The 22,000-nt window shown below is 44.1% G+C and carries 22 protein-coding genes; 9 read left to right on the forward strand and 13 right to left on the reverse strand.

All coding sequences use genetic code 11. The features are described 5' to 3' along the window. Nucleotides 1-39: 39 nt before the first annotated feature. The 9 genes from QUB13_RS15245 to radA form a co-directional block, all read right to left on the reverse strand. Nucleotides 40-5,730 carry a trifunctional serine/threonine-protein kinase/ATP-binding protein/sensor histidine kinase gene (locus QUB13_RS15245; protein ID WP_333382152.1) on the reverse strand — a complete coding sequence of 1,897 codons (5,691 nt, stop codon included), beginning with the start codon at nt 5,728-5,730 and terminating at the stop codon, nt 40-42. Between the two features lie 974 nt (nt 5,731-6,704). Continuing rightward, entirely contained in the window at nt 6,705-7,109 is a 405-nt protein-coding gene (locus QUB13_RS15250) for a TIGR02588 family protein (protein ID WP_333087927.1), read from the reverse strand. After that, a complete protein-coding gene (locus QUB13_RS15255; protein WP_333382154.1) occupies nt 7,106-7,960 on the reverse strand; it encodes a TIGR02587 family membrane protein in 855 nt (284 codons plus the stop codon). Before QUB13_RS15255 ends, QUB13_RS15250 begins: the two co-directional genes overlap by 4 nt. 55 nt (nt 7,961-8,015) lie before the next feature. Next, nucleotides 8,016-8,345 (reverse strand): type II toxin-antitoxin system PemK/MazF family toxin, encoded by a 330-nt coding sequence (locus QUB13_RS15260; RefSeq protein WP_333382156.1) that lies wholly within the window; start codon nt 8,343-8,345, stop codon nt 8,016-8,018. 3 nt (nt 8,346-8,348) lie between these two features. Beyond that, complete coding sequence (locus QUB13_RS15265; protein ID WP_015175658.1) at nt 8,349-8,570, reverse strand: hypothetical protein; 222 nt, start codon at nt 8,568-8,570, stop codon at nt 8,349-8,351. Between the two features lie 42 nt (nt 8,571-8,612). Further along, nucleotides 8,613-8,852: a DUF2283 domain-containing protein gene (locus tag QUB13_RS15270; RefSeq protein WP_333382157.1), complete on the reverse strand. Its 240-nt coding sequence runs from the start codon at nt 8,850-8,852 to the stop codon at nt 8,613-8,615. Between the two features lie 104 nt (nt 8,853-8,956). Beyond that, entirely contained in the window at nt 8,957-9,115 is a 159-nt protein-coding gene (locus QUB13_RS15275) for a hypothetical protein (protein ID WP_333382158.1), read from the reverse strand. Nucleotides 9,116-9,136: 21 nt separating this feature from the next. Then, nucleotides 9,137-9,406, reverse strand: a complete 270-nt coding sequence (locus tag QUB13_RS15280; RefSeq protein WP_333382159.1) for a type II toxin-antitoxin system Phd/YefM family antitoxin — start codon at nt 9,404-9,406, stop codon at nt 9,137-9,139. Nucleotides 9,407-9,418: 12 nt separating this feature from the next. Further along, nucleotides 9,419-10,975 (reverse strand): DNA repair protein RadA, encoded by a 1,557-nt coding sequence (gene radA, locus QUB13_RS15285; RefSeq protein ID WP_333382161.1) that lies wholly within the window; start codon nt 10,973-10,975, stop codon nt 9,419-9,421. Between the two features lie 164 nt (nt 10,976-11,139). Between radA and rpaB the strand changes: the two genes are divergently transcribed. The 5 genes from rpaB to QUB13_RS15310 all read left to right on the forward strand — a co-directional run bounded on the left by rpaB (nt 11,140) and on the right by QUB13_RS15310 (nt 13,732). Continuing rightward, nucleotides 11,140-11,871 (forward strand): response regulator transcription factor RpaB, encoded by a 732-nt coding sequence (rpaB, locus tag QUB13_RS15290; RefSeq protein WP_193972076.1) that lies wholly within the window; start codon nt 11,140-11,142, stop codon nt 11,869-11,871. 101 nt (nt 11,872-11,972) lie between these two features. Beyond that, the gene (locus tag QUB13_RS15295) at nt 11,973-12,119 is read left to right on the forward strand and encodes a hypothetical protein (RefSeq protein ID WP_333382164.1); all 147 of its coding nucleotides are present in this window, start codon (nt 11,973-11,975) and stop codon (nt 12,117-12,119) included. Nucleotides 12,120-12,305: 186 nt separating this feature from the next. After that, nucleotides 12,306-12,956: a cofactor assembly of complex C subunit B gene (locus QUB13_RS15300; RefSeq protein ID WP_333382166.1), complete on the forward strand. Its 651-nt coding sequence runs from the start codon at nt 12,306-12,308 to the stop codon at nt 12,954-12,956. 51 nt (nt 12,957-13,007) lie between these two features. Continuing rightward, nucleotides 13,008-13,346, forward strand: a complete 339-nt coding sequence (locus tag QUB13_RS15305) for a hypothetical protein (protein ID WP_333382168.1) — start codon at nt 13,008-13,010, stop codon at nt 13,344-13,346. Further along, nucleotides 13,343-13,732, forward strand: a complete 390-nt coding sequence (locus QUB13_RS15310; protein WP_333382169.1) for a type II toxin-antitoxin system VapC family toxin — start codon at nt 13,343-13,345, stop codon at nt 13,730-13,732. The genes QUB13_RS15305 and QUB13_RS15310 overlap by 4 nt, the downstream gene beginning before the upstream one ends. 97 nt (nt 13,733-13,829) lie before the next feature. Here QUB13_RS15310 and hpsJ-A read toward each other — a convergent pair whose 3' ends face one another. The 4 genes from hpsJ-A to rfbB form a co-directional block, all read right to left on the reverse strand. Then, nucleotides 13,830-14,507 carry an HpsJ-like protein, cyanoexosortase A-associated gene (gene hpsJ-A, locus QUB13_RS15315; protein ID WP_333090090.1) on the reverse strand — a complete coding sequence of 226 codons (678 nt, stop codon included), beginning with the start codon at nt 14,505-14,507 and terminating at the stop codon, nt 13,830-13,832. Between the two features lie 214 nt (nt 14,508-14,721). Beyond that, on the reverse strand, nt 14,722-15,390 hold the full coding sequence (locus QUB13_RS15320; protein WP_333090091.1) for a cyanoexosortase A system-associated protein: 669 nt from the start codon (nt 15,388-15,390) through the stop codon (nt 14,722-14,724). After that, complete coding sequence (crtA, locus tag QUB13_RS15325) at nt 15,390-16,241, reverse strand: cyanoexosortase A (RefSeq protein WP_333382172.1); 852 nt, start codon at nt 16,239-16,241, stop codon at nt 15,390-15,392. Before crtA ends, QUB13_RS15320 begins: the two co-directional genes overlap by 1 nt. A gap of 226 nt (nt 16,242-16,467) precedes the next feature. Continuing rightward, nucleotides 16,468-17,577: a dTDP-glucose 4,6-dehydratase gene (gene rfbB, locus QUB13_RS15330; RefSeq protein ID WP_333113839.1), complete on the reverse strand. Its 1,110-nt coding sequence runs from the start codon at nt 17,575-17,577 to the stop codon at nt 16,468-16,470. Between the two features lie 359 nt (nt 17,578-17,936). On the opposite strand from rfbB, the gene QUB13_RS15335 reads away from it, so the two are divergent. The 4 genes from QUB13_RS15335 (at nt 17,937) to QUB13_RS15350 (ending at nt 21,951) form a co-directional block, all read left to right on the forward strand. After that, nucleotides 17,937-18,428, forward strand: coding sequence for a hypothetical protein (locus tag QUB13_RS15335; protein ID WP_333382174.1), 492 nt, complete (start codon nt 17,937-17,939; stop codon nt 18,426-18,428). Between the two features lie 492 nt (nt 18,429-18,920). Then, nucleotides 18,921-19,526, forward strand: a complete 606-nt coding sequence (locus tag QUB13_RS15340; protein ID WP_194066557.1) for a DUF1517 domain-containing protein — start codon at nt 18,921-18,923, stop codon at nt 19,524-19,526. Nucleotides 19,527-19,822: 296 nt separating this feature from the next. Then, complete coding sequence (locus QUB13_RS15345) at nt 19,823-20,707, forward strand: hypothetical protein (RefSeq protein WP_333382176.1); 885 nt, start codon at nt 19,823-19,825, stop codon at nt 20,705-20,707. A 182-nt stretch (nt 20,708-20,889) separates the two neighbouring features. Then, nucleotides 20,890-21,951 (forward strand): S-layer homology domain-containing protein, encoded by a 1,062-nt coding sequence (locus QUB13_RS15350; RefSeq protein WP_333382178.1) that lies wholly within the window; start codon nt 20,890-20,892, stop codon nt 21,949-21,951. Nucleotides 21,952-22,000: the final 49 nt, after the last annotated feature.

Below are 22,000 nucleotides of genomic sequence, written 5' to 3' on the forward strand. Positions count from 1 at the left end.
GCTGAAGCGCAACTACGTACCTTTGAATCAACCCTTAAGTCAGGTAAGTAGTTGGGCTTTAGCCCCCAAAGAGCGCTCAGTTCCCTGCTTGAGAGGAATCTGAATCACGAACTCTGCTCCCTGTCCAGGAGCGGAAATACAAGTCAGCCTACCATGATGTTTTTCTACTACAATCTGGTAGCTAATAGCCAATCCCAAACCAGTGCCAGAGCCGACACGTTTTGTAGTAAAGAAAGGGTCAAAAATCTTCTGGCTTACTTCCTCTGTCATCCCCGCTCCATTGTCGGCAATCCGAATCTCTACTTCGTTACTATTTATGACACTGGTGCGAATGCGAATTTGTGATTTTTTCTTGGAGATTGATGCTATAGGAGACTTTACCAATGATTCCTCTATAGCATCAATCGCATTGCTGAGTATATTCATAAATACTTGGTTCAGGAAGCCGGCGTAACACTCTACTCTAGATAAATTTCCATATTCTTTAACAATTTCAATACCTAGATTTTCTGGTTTCGCTTTTAGCTGATTTTGCAATAGTAGCAGAGTGCTATCGATCCCTTCATGGATATCTACTGGTTTCATTACAGCCTCATCCAAGCGCGAGAAATTCCGCAGCGACAAGACAATCTGGCGGATGCGTTCTGCCCCTACCTGCATCGAATCAAGCAATCTAGGAAAATCGGAAATTAAGAATTCCAGATCGATACTTTCTGCAAGGTTCTCAATCTCAGGAGTTGCATTAGGCAATTCCTTCTGGTAAAGATTCAGCAATCCCAGCAAGTCATGGAAATAGTCACTAGCATGGGTAAGATTGCCATAGATAAAGTTAATCGGATTATTGATTTCGTGAGCAACCCCACCAACCATTTGCCCCAGACTTGACATTTTTTCAGTTTGAATTAACTGAGTCTGTGTCACTTGCAATTCATGTAGAGCAAGTTCAAGCTGAATTGCTTGTTCTCTCAAAAGCGTATTTTTTTCTTGTAACTCCAGCGTCCTGGCTTCCACTTTCTGTTCTAGGGTTTGGTTGTAATCGTCTAATTGCTCGTTGGCTGTTTTCAAGTTTTGAGTTGCAGTTTCCAATTTCCCATAAAGCATCGCATTTTTAAGGGATATAGCTATCTGTGAAGAAAGTATTTTTAATACTTCTACCCTCTGCTTTGTAAAGGCAGCAGTTGTTATATTATTTTCTAAATATAGAATGCCAATGAGCTTGCCTTGATTAAGAATAGGCATAGATAATATTGACTTCGGTTGGGTTTTTATGATGTAAGGATCGTTTATGAATCTTCGTGACAATGCTGCATCATTTAAAACCACATTTTCTTTAGCTATGCCCACATAATTAATTATGGTAATTGGCAGATTATCGCTGTTTTCAACTGGTGATTCTGAACACAACACAACCGTATCTCTATCCACAACACCTGTAGCTTCTATCAATAACTTTCCATCTTTTTCTAAGATCAAGCAGCCCGTTGTAGCTCCAGCATTTTCCATCACAATTTTCAGTAACTTATCGAGCAACTTATCGAAAACTATTTCTTCAGCCAAGGCCAGAGATGCTTTGTTCACAGTGGACAAATCCAAAACCGCCGAACTTCCTCCCGTGGTCGATGTTGTTGTCCTATTAATCTCTATGCCTATGGATTCTCGCATCAGCATCTCGGAAAATACCAAAGGATATCTAGACTCTAAATCTTTAACTTTAGCTTTAGCTCCCCAACGAATATATCCGTAGTAAGCCTGTGTCAGATAAATTCGAGCAAACTTATCTCTGCCGAGGGAGAAATAAAACTCGGCTGCTAGTTCTGATGCTAGTGCTTCTTCCTGAATATAGCCTTGTTCTTTGGCTCGCGTTATAGCTCGGTCATAATACTCCATTGCTTCTACAATTTGCCCTAAGACACGAGCTTTTTCTGCTTCCACAAGCTCATACTTATGCTGAAAGTTAAAGGGGGCATGAAATGCCCATTTCTGCATTTGTTGTTGATTAGATTCTACTAAGTTGATGTATTGTTGTTGTTCGGCGTGTGAAGCTTGAGGATAAACAGCGAGGAGAGCCAGCGAATAGTAGAAGTTGTGAGGAGCAGAAACTACCATACCGATTACGCTGACTGCGTGTTCTGCTGCTAAACTAGCGCTGGTAACGGCATTTTTAGGATCTTTAAACATATAAAAGAGAATCGTCTTGGCGAGATAAGCAATAAACACTAAAATTCTATTGTTAGTTTTAATAAAAACAGGCAGCATTTGTGTTTCATTAAAACTTTTGCCCACCAACTGACATTTGCCCTCAGCCTCATTTTGAAGATTTAGCGTCAATTGGTGAAATATCTGGATGTAATAAATAGAATAGTCTTGTTTTAGTTTGAGTGCTAAATCAAGATATTGCTCTTGTTCCTCTTTTACAATTTCTAATTGTTCCCCAGTCAAAAATATGCTGGCACAATAGACAGTAGTACAATAACCAGCATATTCTATATCTCCGGTTTCCAGTCCACTTTGCAACCCCGATATTAAGAATGGTAAGGCTTCTTTAGCAGGCTCTTTCCAATGTACGACAAAACCGTTAAATAATTCGTAGACTTTACATTTAAGGGAATTGGCATTAAATTTATCCAACAGCTTTAACGCTAGCTTACCTGCATGATATCCAGCATCTATTTCCCCGATTGCTGAACACAATATTATGCTATAAAAAACATACGAAAAAGCGGCAAGAGGGGAATGACCGTGTTCCACGCAGATTTTAACTAGAGTTACTGCAAGCAGGGACAAAATTTCGGGTTTAGCAGCGTAAGCAGGAGAAACAAGGGACATCAGTATTCTTAAAGCCGCTATCTTGTAAGGGTCTGTCATCTCTGGGATATTGTCTAAATCCGTGAGGTTTGGCAATTCAACCACAAAACCCCCATTACCTTCGTCATTTGACAAGGAGACACCCAGCATATCCAGCACTTCCATACCAGTATCAATGGCTTTTAACATCTGATTTTGAGCCATATAAAACTGGATTTGCAATTCGTATACTTTCACTCTTTCGAGCAGAGTCTTAGCTTGTTGCAGAACAACTTCAGCAAGAGTTGCAGACCTTTCGTAATTGGTAGTAAGATATTCCGCCTCCACCGCTTCTACATAAAGTCCGATCGTCAGATCGTAGTTACTCTGCCAACTGTTTTCTGCTAATAGTTCTAACCCTACTTTTAGTAGCGTGACAGCAGCTTCATAAGCTGTCGCTGCTTTGGCTTTTCGACCAGCTATTAAATTTAATTGAGCCAGCTTGTATTTTTCTTCTTGCTCATTAATGAATTCTACTCCTACATTGAGCTGGTTAACAATATCAAAGACATTTTCTTCTAAATCGTCTTGATTTGTATTGTGCAACAGTAGTTGACCAATTTTCAGGTGCGTAGCTTTTTGATTGTCAGTAGGAATCAGAGAATAAGCCGCTTGCTGCACGCGATCGTGCAAAAACTTGTAGGATACTTTGTAAGTGTTAACTTCTAATTGGGTTTCTTGACTCTTACCCATTGCTAAGGAGTCATTACCCTTGCATAGTAACGGGATTTTGTAGGCACTTTCCCCGATCGGCAAAATTAGACCGCTCTGAAGTCCATCCCATAAAGCAGATGCAGTTTCTGATATAGATTGTTCACTTACTATTGCCAAAACGTCTAAATTAAATCGGTTCCCAATACAAGCTGCTAACTTTAAAACTTTTTGGGTGTCTGGAGGCAGTTTTTGAATATTTCTGGCTATGAGTTCGACGACATTATAATCGGCGATTCCAATAGTTTGAATTTTCCCCATGTCCCACTGCCAACTGCCGATGCTGAAGTCAAATGTCAACAGCTTTTCTGCGTAAAGGGAGGTGAGCAACTGAGTTAGAAAAAAGGGATTGCCTTGAGTTTTATTGAAAACTAGCTCAGCTAATAACTTCCACTTTTCTCTTTCAGTGTTATTGTTTTTAGCAAGCAAACTTTCTCGCTCAATTTCTCCGTCTCGATCGGAAAAAGAAGCAAGAGTGGAGACTGCTGATGAGCAGTTGTCACCCAAGGTGTCAGTAACTAATTGATTTACTGTACTGAGTGCCAACGGTTGGAGGATGATATTATTTACTATTGACCCAGATGAACGAATCTGATCTAAGGTCTGCATTAACGGATGGGTTGGGCTGACTTCGTTATCTCGATACGCTCCTATCAGCAACAAATATTGGCTATCTGAGTCGGTTAGCATCAACTGAATCAATTTCAAAGAGGCTGAATCGGCCCATTGCAAATCATCTAAAAATAAGACTAGCGGATGTACTTTCTGTGAGAAAATATGAATGAATTGTTTAAACGCAAGATTAAAGCGATTTTGCGATTCGTTTGCACCTAGCTGAGAAACTTCTGGTGTCGCGCCAACTATCAATTCTAATTCGGGAATAACGTCAATAATTACCCGAATATTTGGCCCTAAAGCATTTAAGATATTCTGTTTCCAAAAACTAATTTTTTCAGGGCTTTCTGTTAACAGTTGTCGGATCAATTCCTGGAACGCTTGAATCAAGGCTGCATAGGGAATATTACGCTTAAATTGGTCGAATTTGCCAGCAATAAAATAACCCCTAGCTCCGACTATGGGTTTGTGTACTTCATAAACTAAACAAGATTTACCTATTCCTGAGTAACCGGAAACTAGCATCATTTCGGCTGTTCCAGCGCTAACACGGTCAAAGGCATCCATCAGGGTGGCTAGTTGCGTTTCTCGTCCGTACAGTTTTTGCGGGATGAGAAATTGACCGGATTTATCGCGCTCACCGGGGATGAAGTTTGAAATTTGGCCAGTTTGTTGCAACTGACTTAGACATTGTTCTAGATCCGCTTTAATGCCATAAGCACTTTGATATCTGTCTTCAGCAGTCTTGGCCAATAATTTCATCACAATGTCAGAAATTGCTTTGGAAATCTCGCTATTTTGAATTTTTGATTTGGGATTGCCGATGGTATGTTCTGCTGTGCTATTCTGCGCCTTTGCACGTACAATGTCGTAGGGCGGTACTGGCTGTTTAGCGATGTGGCAGTGAACTAATTCCATCGGATCGGGAGTTTTAAATGGCAGTTCGCCGCACAGTATTTCATAAAATGTGACGCCCAAAGAATAGAAGTCGGTGCGGTAGTCAATGGAGCGATTCATTCGCCCTGTTTGCTCTGGCGATATATAGGCGAGGGTTCCTTCTAGTAAAGTGGGATGGCTGAGTGCTTGGGTTTCTCTAGACAATCGCGTGGCAATGCTAAAGTCAGTAATTTTTACTTTGAGGGTTGTAGGATTAATGATGATGTTTGTCGGCTTAATATCTTTATGAATAATTTGGTTGTCGTGCAACTTACCCAGAGTGTCTGCTAGCTGAATAGCTATTGCTAAGAACTCTGTTAGTTGAAGTTGGCGAAGTCTCAAAAACTTTTTTAGTGCTTCTCCTTTTGAATCTTCTAATATTAATGCCAGACCATTACGATGATTTTCTAAACCGTAGGGCTTGACAATACCTTCTAAATTGAGATGTCGGGAGATTTCATATTCATGTCTCAATTGCATAATCTCTTCGAGAGTAGGATAGTCAGAGCTAAGGATTTTGATAATCACAGCAGTCCGATCTTCCTTCCTCTCTGCGCGATAAACTACTGTAGTCAAACCTTCATTAAGTTTTTCTATGAGTTTGTAATTTGCCTTGATATTCATAAATATTGTATCTCTCTTAACAGTATTTGATGCTGTGCGAAAGTAAAGAGTTGGGGTGGTTTCGGTAAATATCTCTTTCTTTAATATTGAAACCTGAAAAAAGTATTTTTTCGTTAACTAGCTGGAAAAAGTCTGAACTTTTGTAAAACATATGACCCTTTTTATTTAAGTTTTATATTTTTGATGATAACACATCCCGCAGCTAAGTAGATAGGCGCAAAATAAATGATCTGTAGGGCGGGTTTAGCCCGGAATCATTGCTAGGAGAGATTTTGCCCTCTTAAAACCCGCCCCGCCCACCTTCGTATAGCAGTTTTCAACCGTATTAGGTACAGTAACTACAACGAGTGAACGAATTTGTGATAGATTTGAGAGCGATCGAGTCGAATCCGTGCACAAGTGCTGACTCTCAGGTGTAATTACTTACGTGCAGCAACCGAACGTAGATATCCTTTTAGCTGAGACTCTTCTGTTTTCAATCGGATTTAAATCGGGAGAATAAGGAGACAGGTAAATAACTCGCTTCTCCTACGGATTCAATCAATCACGCTTCGGGGTACCCAGAATGTTTCTCATTAACCTAGGTTTGGAGCCATTGCTGAGAAATCTGGATCGCACGAGCAATCCCGGCAAGTGAAATACGTTCTAACAACAATCGATCAATTAGTTATCGTGTCTGCTGGTAAATCACTTTATGAATGCGGATGTTCAACGAATTGCCGATCGCACTTAAGCAACTTCAACCATTGTTTACCGTTGTGAATGCGGCCGTTTTTGACAGTCTGGCAAGAAGAATAGTTAGGACAAGAGGGATTGTCAGGGATAAATTAGCAAAAACTACTGCTAATATAGCATCATTAGTTCTAGGGCACTACCGGAAAAAGCTGGTCTTTTTCCTAACCGCTAGAAAATCACATCAGTGCCATGTGCTATTTTGTACATCACTACTATGTATGATTACTTCTTTAGCACTACTAAGGTAGTTTATAACTGCTCGATCGCACGATCAATTCACCTTGACTGGGGTTGCGGCTGAAAATAAAAGCTCCTGCTTGAGTTTCGCCGCTTGACAAAAAGTCAATTTGTTGGTCGCCGGATTCCAACACTTCACCGTTGACTCGTAGTTCCGCAATAATTTGCACTGATTCAGCCGTTTCGCCGCCCGTGTTAGTCACTGTAAACGGCACGTAAAATTGCCCTTGGGTTTCGCGAATTGGTGCATTGCGAGTGACAGAAATCACCGGAGGTTTCTGTTCTTTAGTCGCCCAGTTGTAGAGTACGAGTCCGGTGAGGCCAGAAAGGATGAAACAGGCGATCGCAAATGTCACCCATTCAGCAGGATTTCTTTTTTGTTGCTGTTCGTTATCTTTTTCACTCATACCGTTAACCTCCCCGCCGCGCCACCAATTGTCGCCGGCAATCCCAATACTAACGTATAGCTCAACCAAATCGACCACGGATCGTCAAAGTTGAGTTTTTGGAAGAAAAACAGCATAAATGCAGAAGCAACCAGCGATACTAAATACGCCATTACAGTTTCGCTGAGGGGACGCTGAAAAATCCCTTGTTGTTGTTGGCGCTTTTCTTGATAAGTAAAGCCTGCTACAAATACAATACCGTAGGAAATTAGCAGCGAAGCGGCGATAATTGCTAATTGCCAAGGCGGCGAAATAGCTGCCGCTAACATGGGAACTTCGTCGGTTGGGGCGATGTTGAAAGCAATAATTGTAGCGCCGATTAAAGTAGCGCCGATATCTGCTACAGTTGGATTAATTGTAGGTTCGCTGTCGCCGTCTGAGCTTTGATAGCGATCGCCGCTCAAGAAACCCCTTGCTAGTGCCACTCCCAAAGCAAACGGCAAGCCTTCAAAGATGATTTTCCCCAAAGTTTCTTGCAGCGGAGTCTCCAGCCTAATTTCCCTGAGCAAAAACAGGATCGCAGCGGCGCAGACAATCCCAATTGCGATCGCTTCTACGGTATCCATTGCAGCATCTCGCCAGCGGATGTTCTTAGTTTTGCGAAAACCTTCAGTACGAACCAGCAAGAAAACGGCGATAAAAGTAGTTGCAATGGCGATCGACATTTCTGCTGGTTTACTGTGCGAACCGATCCACCAAACCTCCATCGTATAAAGCAGCGGAATGCCGAATAAAAAGCCCCCCGATGCACCTCTAATGATGTCGTTTAGTTCATTTGACCACTGATTTTTGCGTCTTTTTGATTTGTTCATGTTTCGTGAAAAGGCACCTCAAAAAATTGGCAAGTAAATATTTTTTTAAACCGGATCAAATAGAATACCATATTTGTTGTATTCTTTCTCTAACTTGAGTCCAGTCGCTAGCGGTTAAAATTCCCAATCGACGATTGACCAAACGCTTTTCTATTGTGTTCACCTTATGCAGCCGAACCACTGACGATCGCAACAAACCGGCCTGCTCCCATTCTACAATCTCAACATCAAAAACAGTCCTAGTTGTTTGACTTGTCACTCGTGCAACAACAATATCTTCATCTTCTGTATCCAAAAGTACCAGCACAGGACGGAGTTTTGATGTTGTTACATCGGCAAAAGGTAGTGCCAGTAAGAGAACTTCTCCTGATTGATAATTTGGCATATTTCAAATATTGTCGTAGATAGCATCTTCCTCGCTGTAGCCAGCCAATAATTGCTCAGCAGCAAGGATCTGCCAAGCAGCGTTTTCCTCTTCTGTGTCAGTTGGTTCTTGCACCAGAACAATAACTCTGACTTGTTGGTTAGCTGCCAAGTATTTTAAGAGGGTATCGGGAAATTCTATTTTCCCTTCATCTGTGACTTTTGCGGGAAACTCGTATGCTTTCATGGTAGGTTTGAATCTGTATTTAACATAATTTTATTAAGGCAGTTATAGTGCGAGTTTAATCTCAGAATATTCTCCCAAAGCTTCGTTGACAACAATCAATTTTCCTTGACTATCTGCTCCTAATTGTTGATTGGCATTGAGTAATTCAATTCCATAAATAGTACCGTCTGGGGCAATGTCCACATTCATTCGATCGCTAACCTGGATAGTTTCTACCTGTGCGGTTTTTTCTTGCAGGTATATATAAGCTACGTTGTATCTCGGATCGTAAGTCAGTTTCACGGGAACCTCCTGCTCAAAAGAATTTGATAATTACAGTGATAATTATCCAGTCTTCGCCTTCCTTAGCTGCGATCCTGCACTTTCTTCATAGCATAAACTTTTCCCTACCACTCAGCATTGAAGGAAAAGTTGCGCCTAAATCCGGTTCTGCCAAATTGAGCCGGAAAAGTTGTACCACTTTCTACAGTAGCAATTACTTCTGCCTCAGTTGCACCTCGCTCAATCAATCGCGATCGAGCATGGGGATGTAATCTAACGCTCACGTTGCTATTACCTCCTTAAGCTCATAACCTGTACTCCTTAAATTCTTCTAGCGGTTCGTCAAAATCATCAGACATCCAAACCATGCCTTTAGCACTCCCAGCTTTGGATGGCCACCGCTTCTTATTAGCTGGCGGTATCCCTACCAATTTTACAACAGGCTGGTTATCTTTACTAATGGCAACTTCTTCACCTCTCATCGCCGCTTCAATTAATTCAAGCAGTTTTTCTTTTGCCTCAATAATGTCTACTTGATACATAATTTTTGCCTCCTTAATCTCAATTGACAACATCACTATTCTAACTCAATTCGATAAATCTTCTTCCTCCAAATCAAGAGACGGCAACTCCATATCATCTGACTGCAACTGAGCCGGAGTAGCCGGAATTGCGGCAATAATTGCATCGATTACTCTCGCCACCGGAATAATTTCCATCCCCAAATCTGGCACCGGTTGATTCTTCGGAACGATCGCCCTTTTGAACCCCAACTTAGCCGCCTCCCTCAGCCGCAATTCTAACTGAGAAACCGGCCGCACCTGTCCACCCAAACCCACTTCTCCCAGCAAAACTGTGCGCGCATCAATTACCCGATCGCGAAAACTGGCCACAACCGCGATCGCAACTGCCAAATCCGACGCCGGTTCCTCCACCTTCAACCCGCCCACCGAAGCTACAATAGTATCTAATTTAGACAAAGGAATCCCCACTCTTTTTTCCAAAACAGCTAAAATTTGCTGCAATCTACTATTATCAACACCCGTAGTAGAGCGGCGCGGCGAACCAAAACTCGCAGGACTAACTAACGCTTGAATTTCTACTAAAATTGGTCGAGTTCCTTCGCAAGCAACCGTCGTAGAAGTACCGGGAGAAAATTCATCTTTATTACCTAAAAATAACTCCGACGGATTGTCTACTTCTCGCAAACCCTCTGCTACCATTTCAAAAACACCGATTTCGTGAGTCGCGCCAAAACGGTTTTTCATCGATCGCAAAAGCCGGTGAGAAGCAAAGCGATCGCCCTCAAAATAAAGTACAGTATCTACCAAATGTTCCAACACCCTCGGCCCCGCCAAACCTCCATCCTTAGTAACGTGACCGACAATAAATAAAGTAATATTTTCCCTCTTCGCCACCTGCATCAAAGCTGACGTACATTCCCGCACCTGAGCCACCGAACCCGGAGCCGATGTTAAACTAGCAAAATAAATAGTTTGGATGCTGTCAATCACCGCCACATTCGGTTTGAGCGATTCCAACTCCCGCAAAACTACTTCTAAATCCGTCTCAGGAAGCAAGTAGAAATTCTCCGCTGACTTGTCCTCGGAATCCGCTTTAGCTTCCCCGTTGCTGCCGGATTTATGTCCGCCGTTGCTTGACAAATCAACCGGATTAGCTACACCCAAACGCTGCGATCGCAATTTCACCTGTTGGCCAGACTCCTCCGCACTGACATACAGTATCCGATCCTTGCGCGCCAACATATTCGCCACCTGTAAAAGCAGCGTCGATTTCCCGATACCCGGTTCCCCGCCAATCAACACCAGGGAACCCGGAACAATCCCGCCTCCCAAAACTCGATCGAGCTCCCCGTAACCAGAAGGCCAGCGAGACTGAGTTTGGTCAGCAATCTGCGATAATCTAAAAGATGCTCTCGGTTGACCCTTCGACTTATCAGGAGGCGAACCGCCCACCGTCTTAGTTGTCACCCCAGTTAAACCAGCCCGCGAGCCACCAGCAGTAGGTTGTTCCAACTGCTCGTCAAAAGAATCCCACTTGTGACAGCTAGGACACCTGCCAAAATATTGTGGTGAATCATACCCGCATTCCCGACAAATATATTGTATTCGAGGCTTAGCCATTGTTTATGATGATAAATAGTCACCCTAACATTTAGAAAAATCTGAGTTAAAGCAATTATAAAGCTTTCAGATCGATCGCCACCAATGATTCAATCTGTAGCTTCTATGATAGGGTACAAAAAATTAACATTATCTGAAATGTAACTTAAGGAGTGCTCGGTAAATTGGAAAACCATAAAGAAAAAATTCTGGTAGTCGATGACGAAGCCAGTATCCGGCGCATTCTGGAGACTCGCCTTTCGATGATTGGCTACGATGTCGTCACCGCTGCTGACGGCGAAGAAGCTCTCGAAACATTTCGCAACAGCGAACCAGACTTAGTGGTTTTGGACGTGATGATGCCGAAGCTAGACGGTTACGGCGTCTGTCAGGAGTTGCGTAAAGAATCAGACGTACCCATCATCATGCTAACCGCTTTGGGAGACGTAGCCGATCGCATCACCGGTTTAGAATTGGGCGCCGACGATTACGTCGTCAAACCTTTCTCCCCCAAAGAACTAGAAGCCCGCATCCGTTCCGTGCTGCGCCGGGTTGACAAAAACGGTGCTTCCGGGATTCCCAGTTCTGGAGTCATTCAAGTCACGAATATTAGGATTGACACCAACAAGCGCCAAGTTTACAAAGGCGACGAGCGGATTCGGCTCACCGGCATGGAATTTAGCTTGTTAGAGCTGCTGGTGAGCCGTTCTGGAGAGCCTTTTTCGCGATCGGAAATTTTGCAGGAAGTTTGGGGATACACCCCAGAACGCCACGTAGATACCCGCGTAGTGGACGTTCACATCTCCCGGCTCAGGGCAAAGTTGGAAGACGACCCCAGCAATCCCGAATTAATTTTAACCGCCCGCGGCACAGGTTATCTGTTCCAGCGAATTGTCGAACCTGGAGAAGTTGGGTAAATTTGGTCAGTAGTCAGTAGTCAGTGGGCAGTTGGCAGTTGGCAGTTGGCATTTGGCATTTGGCAGGTGTTAGTTGGCAGTTGTTAGTTGGCAGTTGCTAGTTGGCAGTTGTTAGTTGGCAGTTGGCAGTTGGCAGTTGGCAGTTGGCAGTTGGCAGTTGGCAGTTGTTAGTTGGCAGTTGGCAGTTGTTAGTTGGCAGTTGGCAGTTGTTAGTTGGCAGTTGGCAGTTGTTAGTTGTTAATTGTTAGTTGGCAGTTGGCAGTTGTTAGTTGGCAGTTGGCAGGAAAGAAGTAGTTATTAGTTATCAGTCAACAGTCAACAGTCAACAGTCAACAGTCAACAAATAACAAATAACAAATAACAAATAACAAATAACCAATAACAAATAACCAATAACAAATAACCAATAACCAATAACCAATAACCAATAACTAATGACTAAATCCGATCCAAATAAAGTTTTGCGGCAATTGCCCTTAGTTGCAGGAGGATTGTCAGGTACGCTGCTGATGGTAAACCGCTTGCTAACAGAGCAGATTACAGACTCTCAAGCTCGATCGGACGCTTTGGGAGTAATTATCAGCGCCCTGCTGATTTTAACAGGCTTGCTGTGGCAGCAGGTGCAAGCGCGATCGCCCGATTCGGTAAAGCTGATCGGCTCTGAAGGCTTCGAGTTTGCGCCGGATTTACCCGATGCCGTCAAGCTAGAATTAGCCTGGGCGTCGCGTTTGCTGTTGACAAATACCGCCACAAGGGCGATCGTCATTGTGTATCGAGGAAAAGTTTTATTGCGGCGCGGCATTTTAGGCATCAATCCCGAAGTCAAACCGGGCCCAATATTGCAGCGAGCGATCGACAAAAACAAACCAATTTATTTAGTAAAGCTCGATATTTATCCCGGCAAAATTGAATTTGACTACTTACCAGAAAATACCCAAGGAGTCATCTGTCAGCCGATCGGCAGCCAAGGCGTTTTAATCTTAGGTGCTAACGCGCCCCGCAGCTACACCAAACAAGACGAAAACTGGGTAGAAGGCATTGCCGAAAAACTAGAAAATACGATCGCTCAGCACCTAAGTTCTTAACTTTGTAGGGGCGCATTGTGCACCTTTCCATAATATTTAAATCAAGCTACTATGAAAACTAATTTGCTTCTCAATCTGCAGCGTTTACCCAACAGCTTACCGAGCGAGGGTTCTATCCGTATTGAGCTAGTCAAAGGACTCCTAGTATTTCGCATTTCCACCAAAATACAGGAGCGAATAGAAACCTTAACCGCTCAAAAAACAGAATCAGCTCTCACTTCTGAACAAGAAACAGAACTAAATCAATATCAAGAATTGGTGGATTATCTAAATTTGGTTAACGAAACTATAAAAAAATCTTTTTTGTATCATCTACACGGTACTGTCAAGCGCTATGATGACCCCTTTGAACCTGCTGCCCCCTCAGAAGATTGGGAAGTGCTGCAATGATTGTACTGGATACTCATATATGGGTGTGGTGGGTTGACAAAAATGCGCGACTGACTCAAAAACACCAGGACTGGATACAACAATATCAGTCTCAAGGTTTAGGAGTTAGCATGATTTCTTGTTGGGAAGTCGCTAAATTGGTAGAGCTGGAAAGACTAACTCTGTCCCTAGCAGTTGATGAGTGGTTAGCAGCAGCTTTAGCTTATCCGGGAGTGCAGCAACTCGAACTCACAATTCCTATTATTATTCAGTCAACCAAACTCACGGGTTTTCACCGCGATCCTGCTGACCAACTTATTGTAGCAACAGCGAAAATACATGGGTGTCCGGTGCTGACGGCTGACGCGAAAATTTTGGCATATCCTGAAGTGCAGACTCTTAAATAATAGAGGTTGAAATGTGTGAATTATGTTGCATTTATAAGTTCGTAAGGTGCGCCGACGCGCACCTTACATCTAACTCAAAACTCAAAACTATTAACTACTATCTCGCCCAATCAGTACCGCGCCAGATTGTAAAAAACAAAACACTAGAAATCAGCGCGCCCAGCAGCCACTTAACAGCATTTTTAAATAACCCCAAGCGCTGACTGGCCTGCACCGCTGCGCTTTGCGTCTGCAACCGTTCCTTGGCCGGAGTAATTCTCGACAAAATTTGGCTTTTTAATTCCTGCGGGTTTTGCGTATCCGCTGGTACCCCCAAACGGGTAAGTTCCCCCGCCAAATTCCTTAAATCTTCAGGAGTGCCCTTGTTCAGTCGTTCTTCCACTTGCTGCAATTGAGCTAATTGTTGATCGGCTTGAGTAGTAATTTGCTTGCTGTTTTGGTTGTTGACGTAGATAGTGCCAAAAATTCCCAAAGGCAACATCAACAGAAAAAGCAGCGCCAACAGCAAAGAAACCCAAGACAAAAGCTTTAACAAAGGGTCTTCAAAACGCCTGCGATCGTAATCTTCTCCAAAAAATATCAGCGCCATAGCCAGCAGCGGAACTGGCACCCGTTCCACTACAGCGCCAATCGTCTGCAATTCCCAGACGCGATTGCCGAAGTTTGCTGGTATCAAAACTGCGATCGTATCTAATAAAGACAAAATTAATAAACCGTAGCCAATCCAACGCAGCCTGTAAATAGAAAAACCTTGTTCGCCTTGTATGTCATTCATAAAATCCTCACTGTTGTTGTTAACAAAAAAATCTATCTCTCCGTTAAAAACGGATACCAGCTACAGATTGAAGTCGTCGAATCTCCAAATTTTAGACCAAAGTTAGAGTTCCCAGATTAATCAGGTTGAGTAAATCTAAAATCTAAAACTTGTTCGCTAGCGACTTGTGAGCCAGCGTAGCCGAAGCAAGTCGAAGAATCTAAAATCGACTTACTTAAGGTTCGGGAAATCGTGGCTGCCACCACCCATACCAAGAAACCCAAGCATTCTCTAGGATTTTTTTGGCATCTTCTGGAGTTGTTTTATCCAAAGGCATAGACATCTGAGTCCACAAACAGCGCTTGTCTTGAATATTTCCCCTACCCAAAAGCCAAAACAAAATGCGGTTCGGCTGCAAATCGCTAGTATTTCGATTGTATCTAAACTGTTGGGAAGTTACTGTAGGACTGCCGCGAGGATTGATACAGGAACTCAAATACAGTCGATTTTGCTGTTGCAAAATTCCGTGAAACCCGGCAGCTTGAGTGCTTGCTAATGCTAGCTTACCAGGAGACGACTTGAGAATAGTATGTCCCTTCATCATACCTTCCACGTCCCCAATGGTATTCACCAAATAGCGCATCTCTATTTCTAGATCCTTGCTATTTTTTTGATATTGATACTTTCGGGCAGCCTTGACTTGTGAAGTATCGGTGATTTCCAGCGGCGCGCTCTTGATTAGTTTCCACTCTGCTAAAGGCACCGACTCGGGAAAATTAAACTGGGTTACTAGACTATTGCCTGTTGAGGGATAGAATGTCAACTTTCCGGCCACTAATAAAACTCCTGCCAAAGTAACAGCCAAAAGAGAAATTCTAATTGGTTTCCAAGAGGTAATAGCCATTAGCAATTTTGTTTTTTATTATTGGGCGGTTCCGATTGCAAGATTGCAAACCAGCAGAATAGCCCGAAAAAGAATACAGAAATCATCGAAAAAACTACCGATCCACTACCTTCGTGCCAGTATTTAAATGCTTCTGATTGAGATAGCGATACCAGCACTGCCAGGAGAGCAATCCGCGCGGCATTCACGACAAATGCAATAAGTATTGCTACGATTGGGACTACAATTTTCTGTCCCCTAGTTGTCGGAAACATCAGCAAGAAAACTAGGGATAGTCCCAATAGTTGTAGCATGGCATTCACGCCAGAACAGCCGTGATACACTTCGACGCTGCCCTTTTCTAGGATGAGAAAAACTCCTTTCCGTATAACTTCAAATCCTAGATAGTGCAGGAGGAAAGCTGAAAATTTTGCTGTTAGTAGGGCTACGTCAACAAATACTCCGATCGCTCCGGGAGGAATAATAACATAGGCAAGTATTAGCAGTTCTTGCCAATATTGTTTCAGTCCTTTTGTGCCGGAGGCTAGCAAAGCCAGACTGATTCCAGATAAGAAAGGGGCAACTCTGATAAACAAGTCGTAGCCCGATATGGAGGAAGTTTTGAGCAAAATGAAAGCAATTAACGATGCCCCAAAACAACTGGCGAAAATTCCGCTTTCAAAAGTTAGGGATTCGTGTTTTTCCCAAATCAGAAATACCACGACTCCCCAAAACATTAACATTGTGCCGAAGAGGTCTGTGTCGTTTGTTCTGGCAGCCAGAGTCAGTTGCAAGGCAATCAAGCCGCAGGCTATGCCTAACAGCCAATATTTAGGTTCTTGGACTTGTTTGATCCAGTTGATTTCTATCATTGCTGCTTTTTGTTTTTTACTAAAAGCTTATAAAATGCTCGAGCAGGTAACTCTATAGAAATTATCAGCCACAAACACTGAAATTTATGCGTTTGGGATGAATGTTAACTAAATCTTCACAATAATTGACAAGAGTGAATGTTTGTGATATTAGTTTTCATCTAATTAAATCAGAAGAATTTGTAGGGTGCGGAATTCGCACCTTACCCGAATTAGCAATTACCAATTACTGATGAGCGTAAATTTTTTGGTAGTAGGTTTGATATTCCTCCGAAAGCAGGGGTTCCCACCACTCGCGATGGGCTAAGTACCATTCTACGGTCTGCCGCAGGCCTTCTTCAACTGTTACTGAGGGAGTCCAACCTAGTTCTGTTTCTATTTTGCTGGCATCAATAGCGTAACGCCGATCGTGCCCGGCTCTGTCTTTGACAAACGAGATCAGTTGTTCGCAAGGACGCGCGGGCAAATCTTCGGCTAATTCGTCCATTAGCTGGCAGAGCATCTTGACTAAATCGAGATTTTTTACTTCGTTGTTGCCGCCAACATTGTAGGTTTCTCCTGGTTGGCCGCGGTGGATAACGGCATCTAAGGCGCGGCAGTGGTCGAGGACATACAGCCAATCTCGGACGTTTTGACCGTCGCCGTATACTGGCAGGGGTTTGCCGAGTAGCATATTGATGCACATTAATGGAATCAGCTTTTCGGGGAAGTGATAGGGGCCGTAATTGTTGGAACAGTTGGTGATGATTGTGGGGAGGCCGTAGGTGTGGAAATAGGCGCGGGCGAGGTGGTCGCTGCCGGCTTTGGAGGCTGAGTAGGGGCTGTTGGGGGAGTAGGCGGTGGTTTCGGTAAATGCTGGGTCGTCGGGGCCGAGACTGCCGTAAACTTCGTCGGTGGAAACGTGGAGGAAGCGCATTTGTGCTTTGAGAGACGAGTCGTCTGTTGCTTCAAAGTGCTTGCGGAAGGCTTCTAGGAGTGTGAAGGTTCCGACGACGTTGGTTTGAACGAAGGCTGCTGGCCCGATAATTGATCTGTCAACGTGGGATTCTGCGGCAAAGTGGGCGACTATGTTGATGTTTTCTTGTTTGAGCAAGCTATCGACTAGGGCTCGATCGCAAATATCCCCCTGCACAAACCGAAAATTTTCTCCTTTTTCCAAGGTTACTAGGGTTTCTCTGTTGCCGGCGTAGGTTAAAGCGTCGAGTACGATTACTCGATCGCCCGGATAGCTGCTGCACCAGTGATGCACAAAATTCGAGCCGATAAATCCAGCCCCGCCCGTCACCAACAATCGATGAGGTTCTCGCTCAATGCGTTGATTCCCAATGTTTGTCATAAAAATAAAAGTTTTTCCAATAACTAAGTCTTTTTAAAAGTAGCCTTAAATGTAGTTTGTCATCAAGTGTTTGTCGCTCAGCGATCGAATTTTCTGTTGTCGGACTTCAGATTTTCTGATTTTGGGGCGCTGAAATATTGACTCAACACACTTAAATTTCTATCTGTGATTTTGAGCGTAACGCTTACATAACAAGGTTTTTATTGTTTATTTTTGGTAATTTAAAATTTTAGTGGCGATCGGGCGATCGCGGATATTTGCGATCGATCTGTGATTTGAGCCGATAGCGACTGTTGATCTATTTGTAAAGAGCTGTTACCATTTATTTTTTAAATATCCTTTACAATTTCCAGAGCACCATGAAGAAGTTTCAAGTGTTAGCTGGCATTGCTTCCGTCGCAGCGATCGCCAGTAGCATCGCCATAGGTGACGCTGCATCTGCATTTCCCTGTTCCTACAAAAAATCAGGGGCGACTCAATCTGGTTCTGCGACAACGCTCCTAGGTTCGGGCGGCTCCGATCGAATGAATCCGTGGAAATCCGACAAAATAGCGGCTCTGGGTTTTCTGGGTTTGTTTGGGGTTTTGGGTGGCGGTGCGGCCTACATGAGCTATCGCGCCGGCCAGCGGGCCTCTGCGGCTTGTGCTGCGATGAGCGATAATTTTGAAGTTTTTGAAGAGCCAGTTGAGCCGATCACAGATGCAAGTGTAGCTGAGACTGCAGATGCGGTTGCTGTGGTTCGCGAACACCCGGAAGCTCCAGGCGGCGAGCTAGATTTGCCGGTGGAGCAAGTTGCAGAGTTAGTTTGTGAAAGTGCGATCGAACCAGTAAAGCGCGCGATCGTCAAATAGACTGCAATCAGCTTCGATCGCGCGTGCAGGCTTCAGTCTGCAGCCAAGCAAGCGGACGCTGACTGACCCACGCGCGATCCGTTTTTTTATGGTAATCGACACGATTTCAAATAGTTATCTGGCGACAAAGTATTCGCTGAAGGAATCTCCCATCTTGCAAGATTGGAGGTTTTTTAATTTGCAATTTGCGAGCATTTGTGTTTGGCATTTAATAATGCTGTCGGGAACTCGCGAATTTTTGAGGCGATCGCGCGCTGAATAAAAAATGCTTTTTTCCCAGCCGGATCTGGCTCTTCGATCCTGCTCTTTACAGGCTTTTTAGGATTGTCTAAGATCGACTGTTGAAAATTAGATCGCTCAAAGCGAGATTGTAGGCTGCCGGGGCGATCGCCGAAAAAAATCTCGATCTCAATCTGAAGGTAGATAACAATAGTTCCAATAGGGTGATATGATAGAAAGCATTGCCCAAAAAATGACAACTATTAGCTTATTATGAGTGGTTTGCGCGATCGGTTCAATCAATTTACAGGTAAAACTAGATTAGCAGTTTGTCGCGTGTTCGTTCAGCTAACAGGTGAAGAAGTTGCACCGATGTTAGGAGTTCTCAACAGCACCGCCAGAGAAGCAATTGATGCCGATGGCGATGTAACAGTTTTGGGAGAAGGCCTTGTAGAAATTTGCAATCACTTGTTACAGTATGACAACTACTGGCAAGCAGCCGCTAATGAAGGTGATGTTTTTTGGGATGAAGGCGAAGCGGGCGATTATGTGGATGAACTTTTCACTGATTCAGCCTCCCGCTATCTCAGCGAACCTCAATACAGCACATCTGCTGACGAAAAAAATTCCCCGTTGTCTTTGCCGGTAACTAGAAATGTCGTAGTGATGCTGACAGTTGCTTATGAAGGTGAAGTTCCAGCCCTAGAAACAGACCTCGCTGACATGAGCGCCCTGAAAGCTGGTTTGAAAGCATTGATTAATTTACAGTACCAGGAAAGGCTGCGAGCCGTGCAAGTTCACTTTTCTCCGGCACAATTGGGAGACGAACTTACCAACGACCAAGTTTTGGTCAATTTCCCAGAACTCATTCCCCTTTAAAAACTGGAAAAGTTGCCATCAACACAACGAACCAGTGCTTTGGTAAAAATAATTCGCTTTGACAAAAACAATGTTAGCCGACACGATTTAAAAAAAAGAAGAAAAATAAAAAGGTTCGATCGTTCGGATTTTTTACCGAGGAAAAACTACGGGCTTTGTAAAAAGCTTTTTTTTATAGGGCGAGAGAGGATGCTTGCGGTTAGCTAGAAGACTCGCCGCGACATTCATTTCGCACTCTTAAAGCTGGCGCAGAAATGCTTTCACGACCAACAACCAATGAGCAAATATTATTGACTATGCTGCGAAAACTGACAGTTTATTTGATGGCTGTAATTTTGTTAGTGACGACAACCGCTTGCGGCTCTCCTTCAGTCCAAGCTCCGACAAATCCTGCTGCTGGAAATCAGGAGATTAACAGGGTGCGTACTTCACCAAAGAATAACTTGAGTCAAGGGGAATATCCCGTACAGCAAGCTACCTACGACGATGGCGATGGCGAGTACAGTTTGATGTTGCTGAATACTGCCCCCGGTAATTCTTCTATTTATCGCAGTACCGATTTACAAATGGCTCGTTTGACGGAGGAAGAAATATCGGCAGGTAAGAAAAGTTATCTAAAAATTGATAACAATAATGCGAGCCTGCATTTGACAGAAGATTTTAAAATTGAGTACGTTCATAACGTTACTGAAACTGTTGCTAATCCTCAAACAGGTCAGCCGCAAACGGTGGTGGTGCGGCAGCAATCGGGCTTCTGGGCTCCGTTTGCTGGGGCCGTGGCAGGTCAGGCGATCGGCAGTTTGTTATTTACACCGCGATATTACGTGCCGCCAGTCTATCAGCCTGGGGTAACTATGAGGGGATATGGCGGGTACGGCAATACTTACGGCGAAGCTGTCTCGCAATATCAAACTCGCTACCAAGCCCCGCCTGCTGCTGTCAGAAACCGTCAAGTTTTAAGGACGACCGGCCGCTTGCGATCGCCCACATCGAATGCGCCAGTAAGACGGCAAGCACCGCCGAATGCCAATCGATCGACCGGTTCGGGTTACGGCGGCAGCACTTTGAAACGATCGCAGCAGCCGCGTCAAAATCAATACAAGCGCCAGCCGAGTTTTGGTAGCGGTGGTGCTTCTCGCAGGCCTAGTCGCAGTGGCTCTTCCCGCAGCAGAGGGCGCTGATTAGAAGATTGCCAAAATCAGCAACGCCCGATCGATAAAAGTGGATTCGATCGCTCTTCTGTATACCACGCGGCCGCAGTTATTGACGGTGAGAATTTGGGAATAGTTGAGCGATCGATTTGTGTATTTACCAGACCCAAAAAATATGTGATTTAATTGCTACATTGATATGTGGTGACAATATGTCTTCTTCACAACCCCCATCAGGGGAAAGAAACCCTCTAGGATTCGACGAATTGATTGCCATCTTGGTTGCTTTCGGCACGATGGGAACAATTTTCTTTTGGGCCACCAGCAAGAACCCCAATCAATTCGGCATGAGAAATTGGCAATTTCCAGCCGTTTTTTCAGCGCCTGCTGTCACACCCGGAAACTCGACAATCTTAACACCCCTGCCGAGTTCGGATTTGCGATCGCCCGCGCCTGCGCCCGCTACAAAGCTGATTCCCTCGCAACCTAATGCCGCACTGATTGCGCCGATTGTACCGATTGTACCGATTGCGCCTGTTGCGCCTTTAGGGCCGATTTTACCGGCAATTCCTCCCCAGGGGGCGATCGTGGTTCCCCAAACGCCTATTGCGCGCGAGACTCCCCCTGCAATCATTACCAAACCGAAAGCCCCTAAACCAAAAGTCGGGCCGGTTACATTCTCCGATATGCCTGACAAATATTGGGCGCGTCCATTTATTGTCGCTTTGGTCGATCGGCAAATCTTTACTGATTTCACCGACGACAAGTTTCGTCCCGACGAACCAATGACGCGAGCCGAACTAGCCCGCTTAATTGAGCGAATGTCAGACAAAAAAGAGACCCGAAAACCGATTAATTTTGAAGACGTGAAAGACAAGAACCCTGCCGCTAGCGCGATCGATGGCAGCGTTCAAAAAGGATTTCTTAAAGGATATCCAAACAATGAGTTTCGTCCCACAAAAGACGTTCCCCGTGTCGAAGTCATCGTAGCATTAGCTAGCGGTTTAAACCTGAAAAAAGAAGGGAATTCCACCAAGATTTTACAAGTTTATACAGACAGACAAAAAGTGCCGAAATGGGCAGTTGACAAAGTAGCAGCAGCCACAAAAGCTGGCATTGTTGTCAACCACCCCAAGCCCACACTTTTGCAGCCCAACAAAACAGCAACTCGCGCGGAAGTAGCAGCCATGATTTACCAAGCTATGGCAAAAAAAGGTAAAGTACCTGCTAAACCTTCTAAGTATGTGATCAAGCAGGTCAAGTCGTCCAAATAATATTTTTGGGACAGCTCCGGCTCGGCGATCCAGAATAAGATTTAATCTA

Origin of the sequence: Microcoleus sp. B4-D4 (assembly GCF_036705185.1) — a bacterium.
Lineage (GTDB): Bacteria > Cyanobacteriota > Cyanobacteriia > Cyanobacteriales > Microcoleaceae > Microcoleus.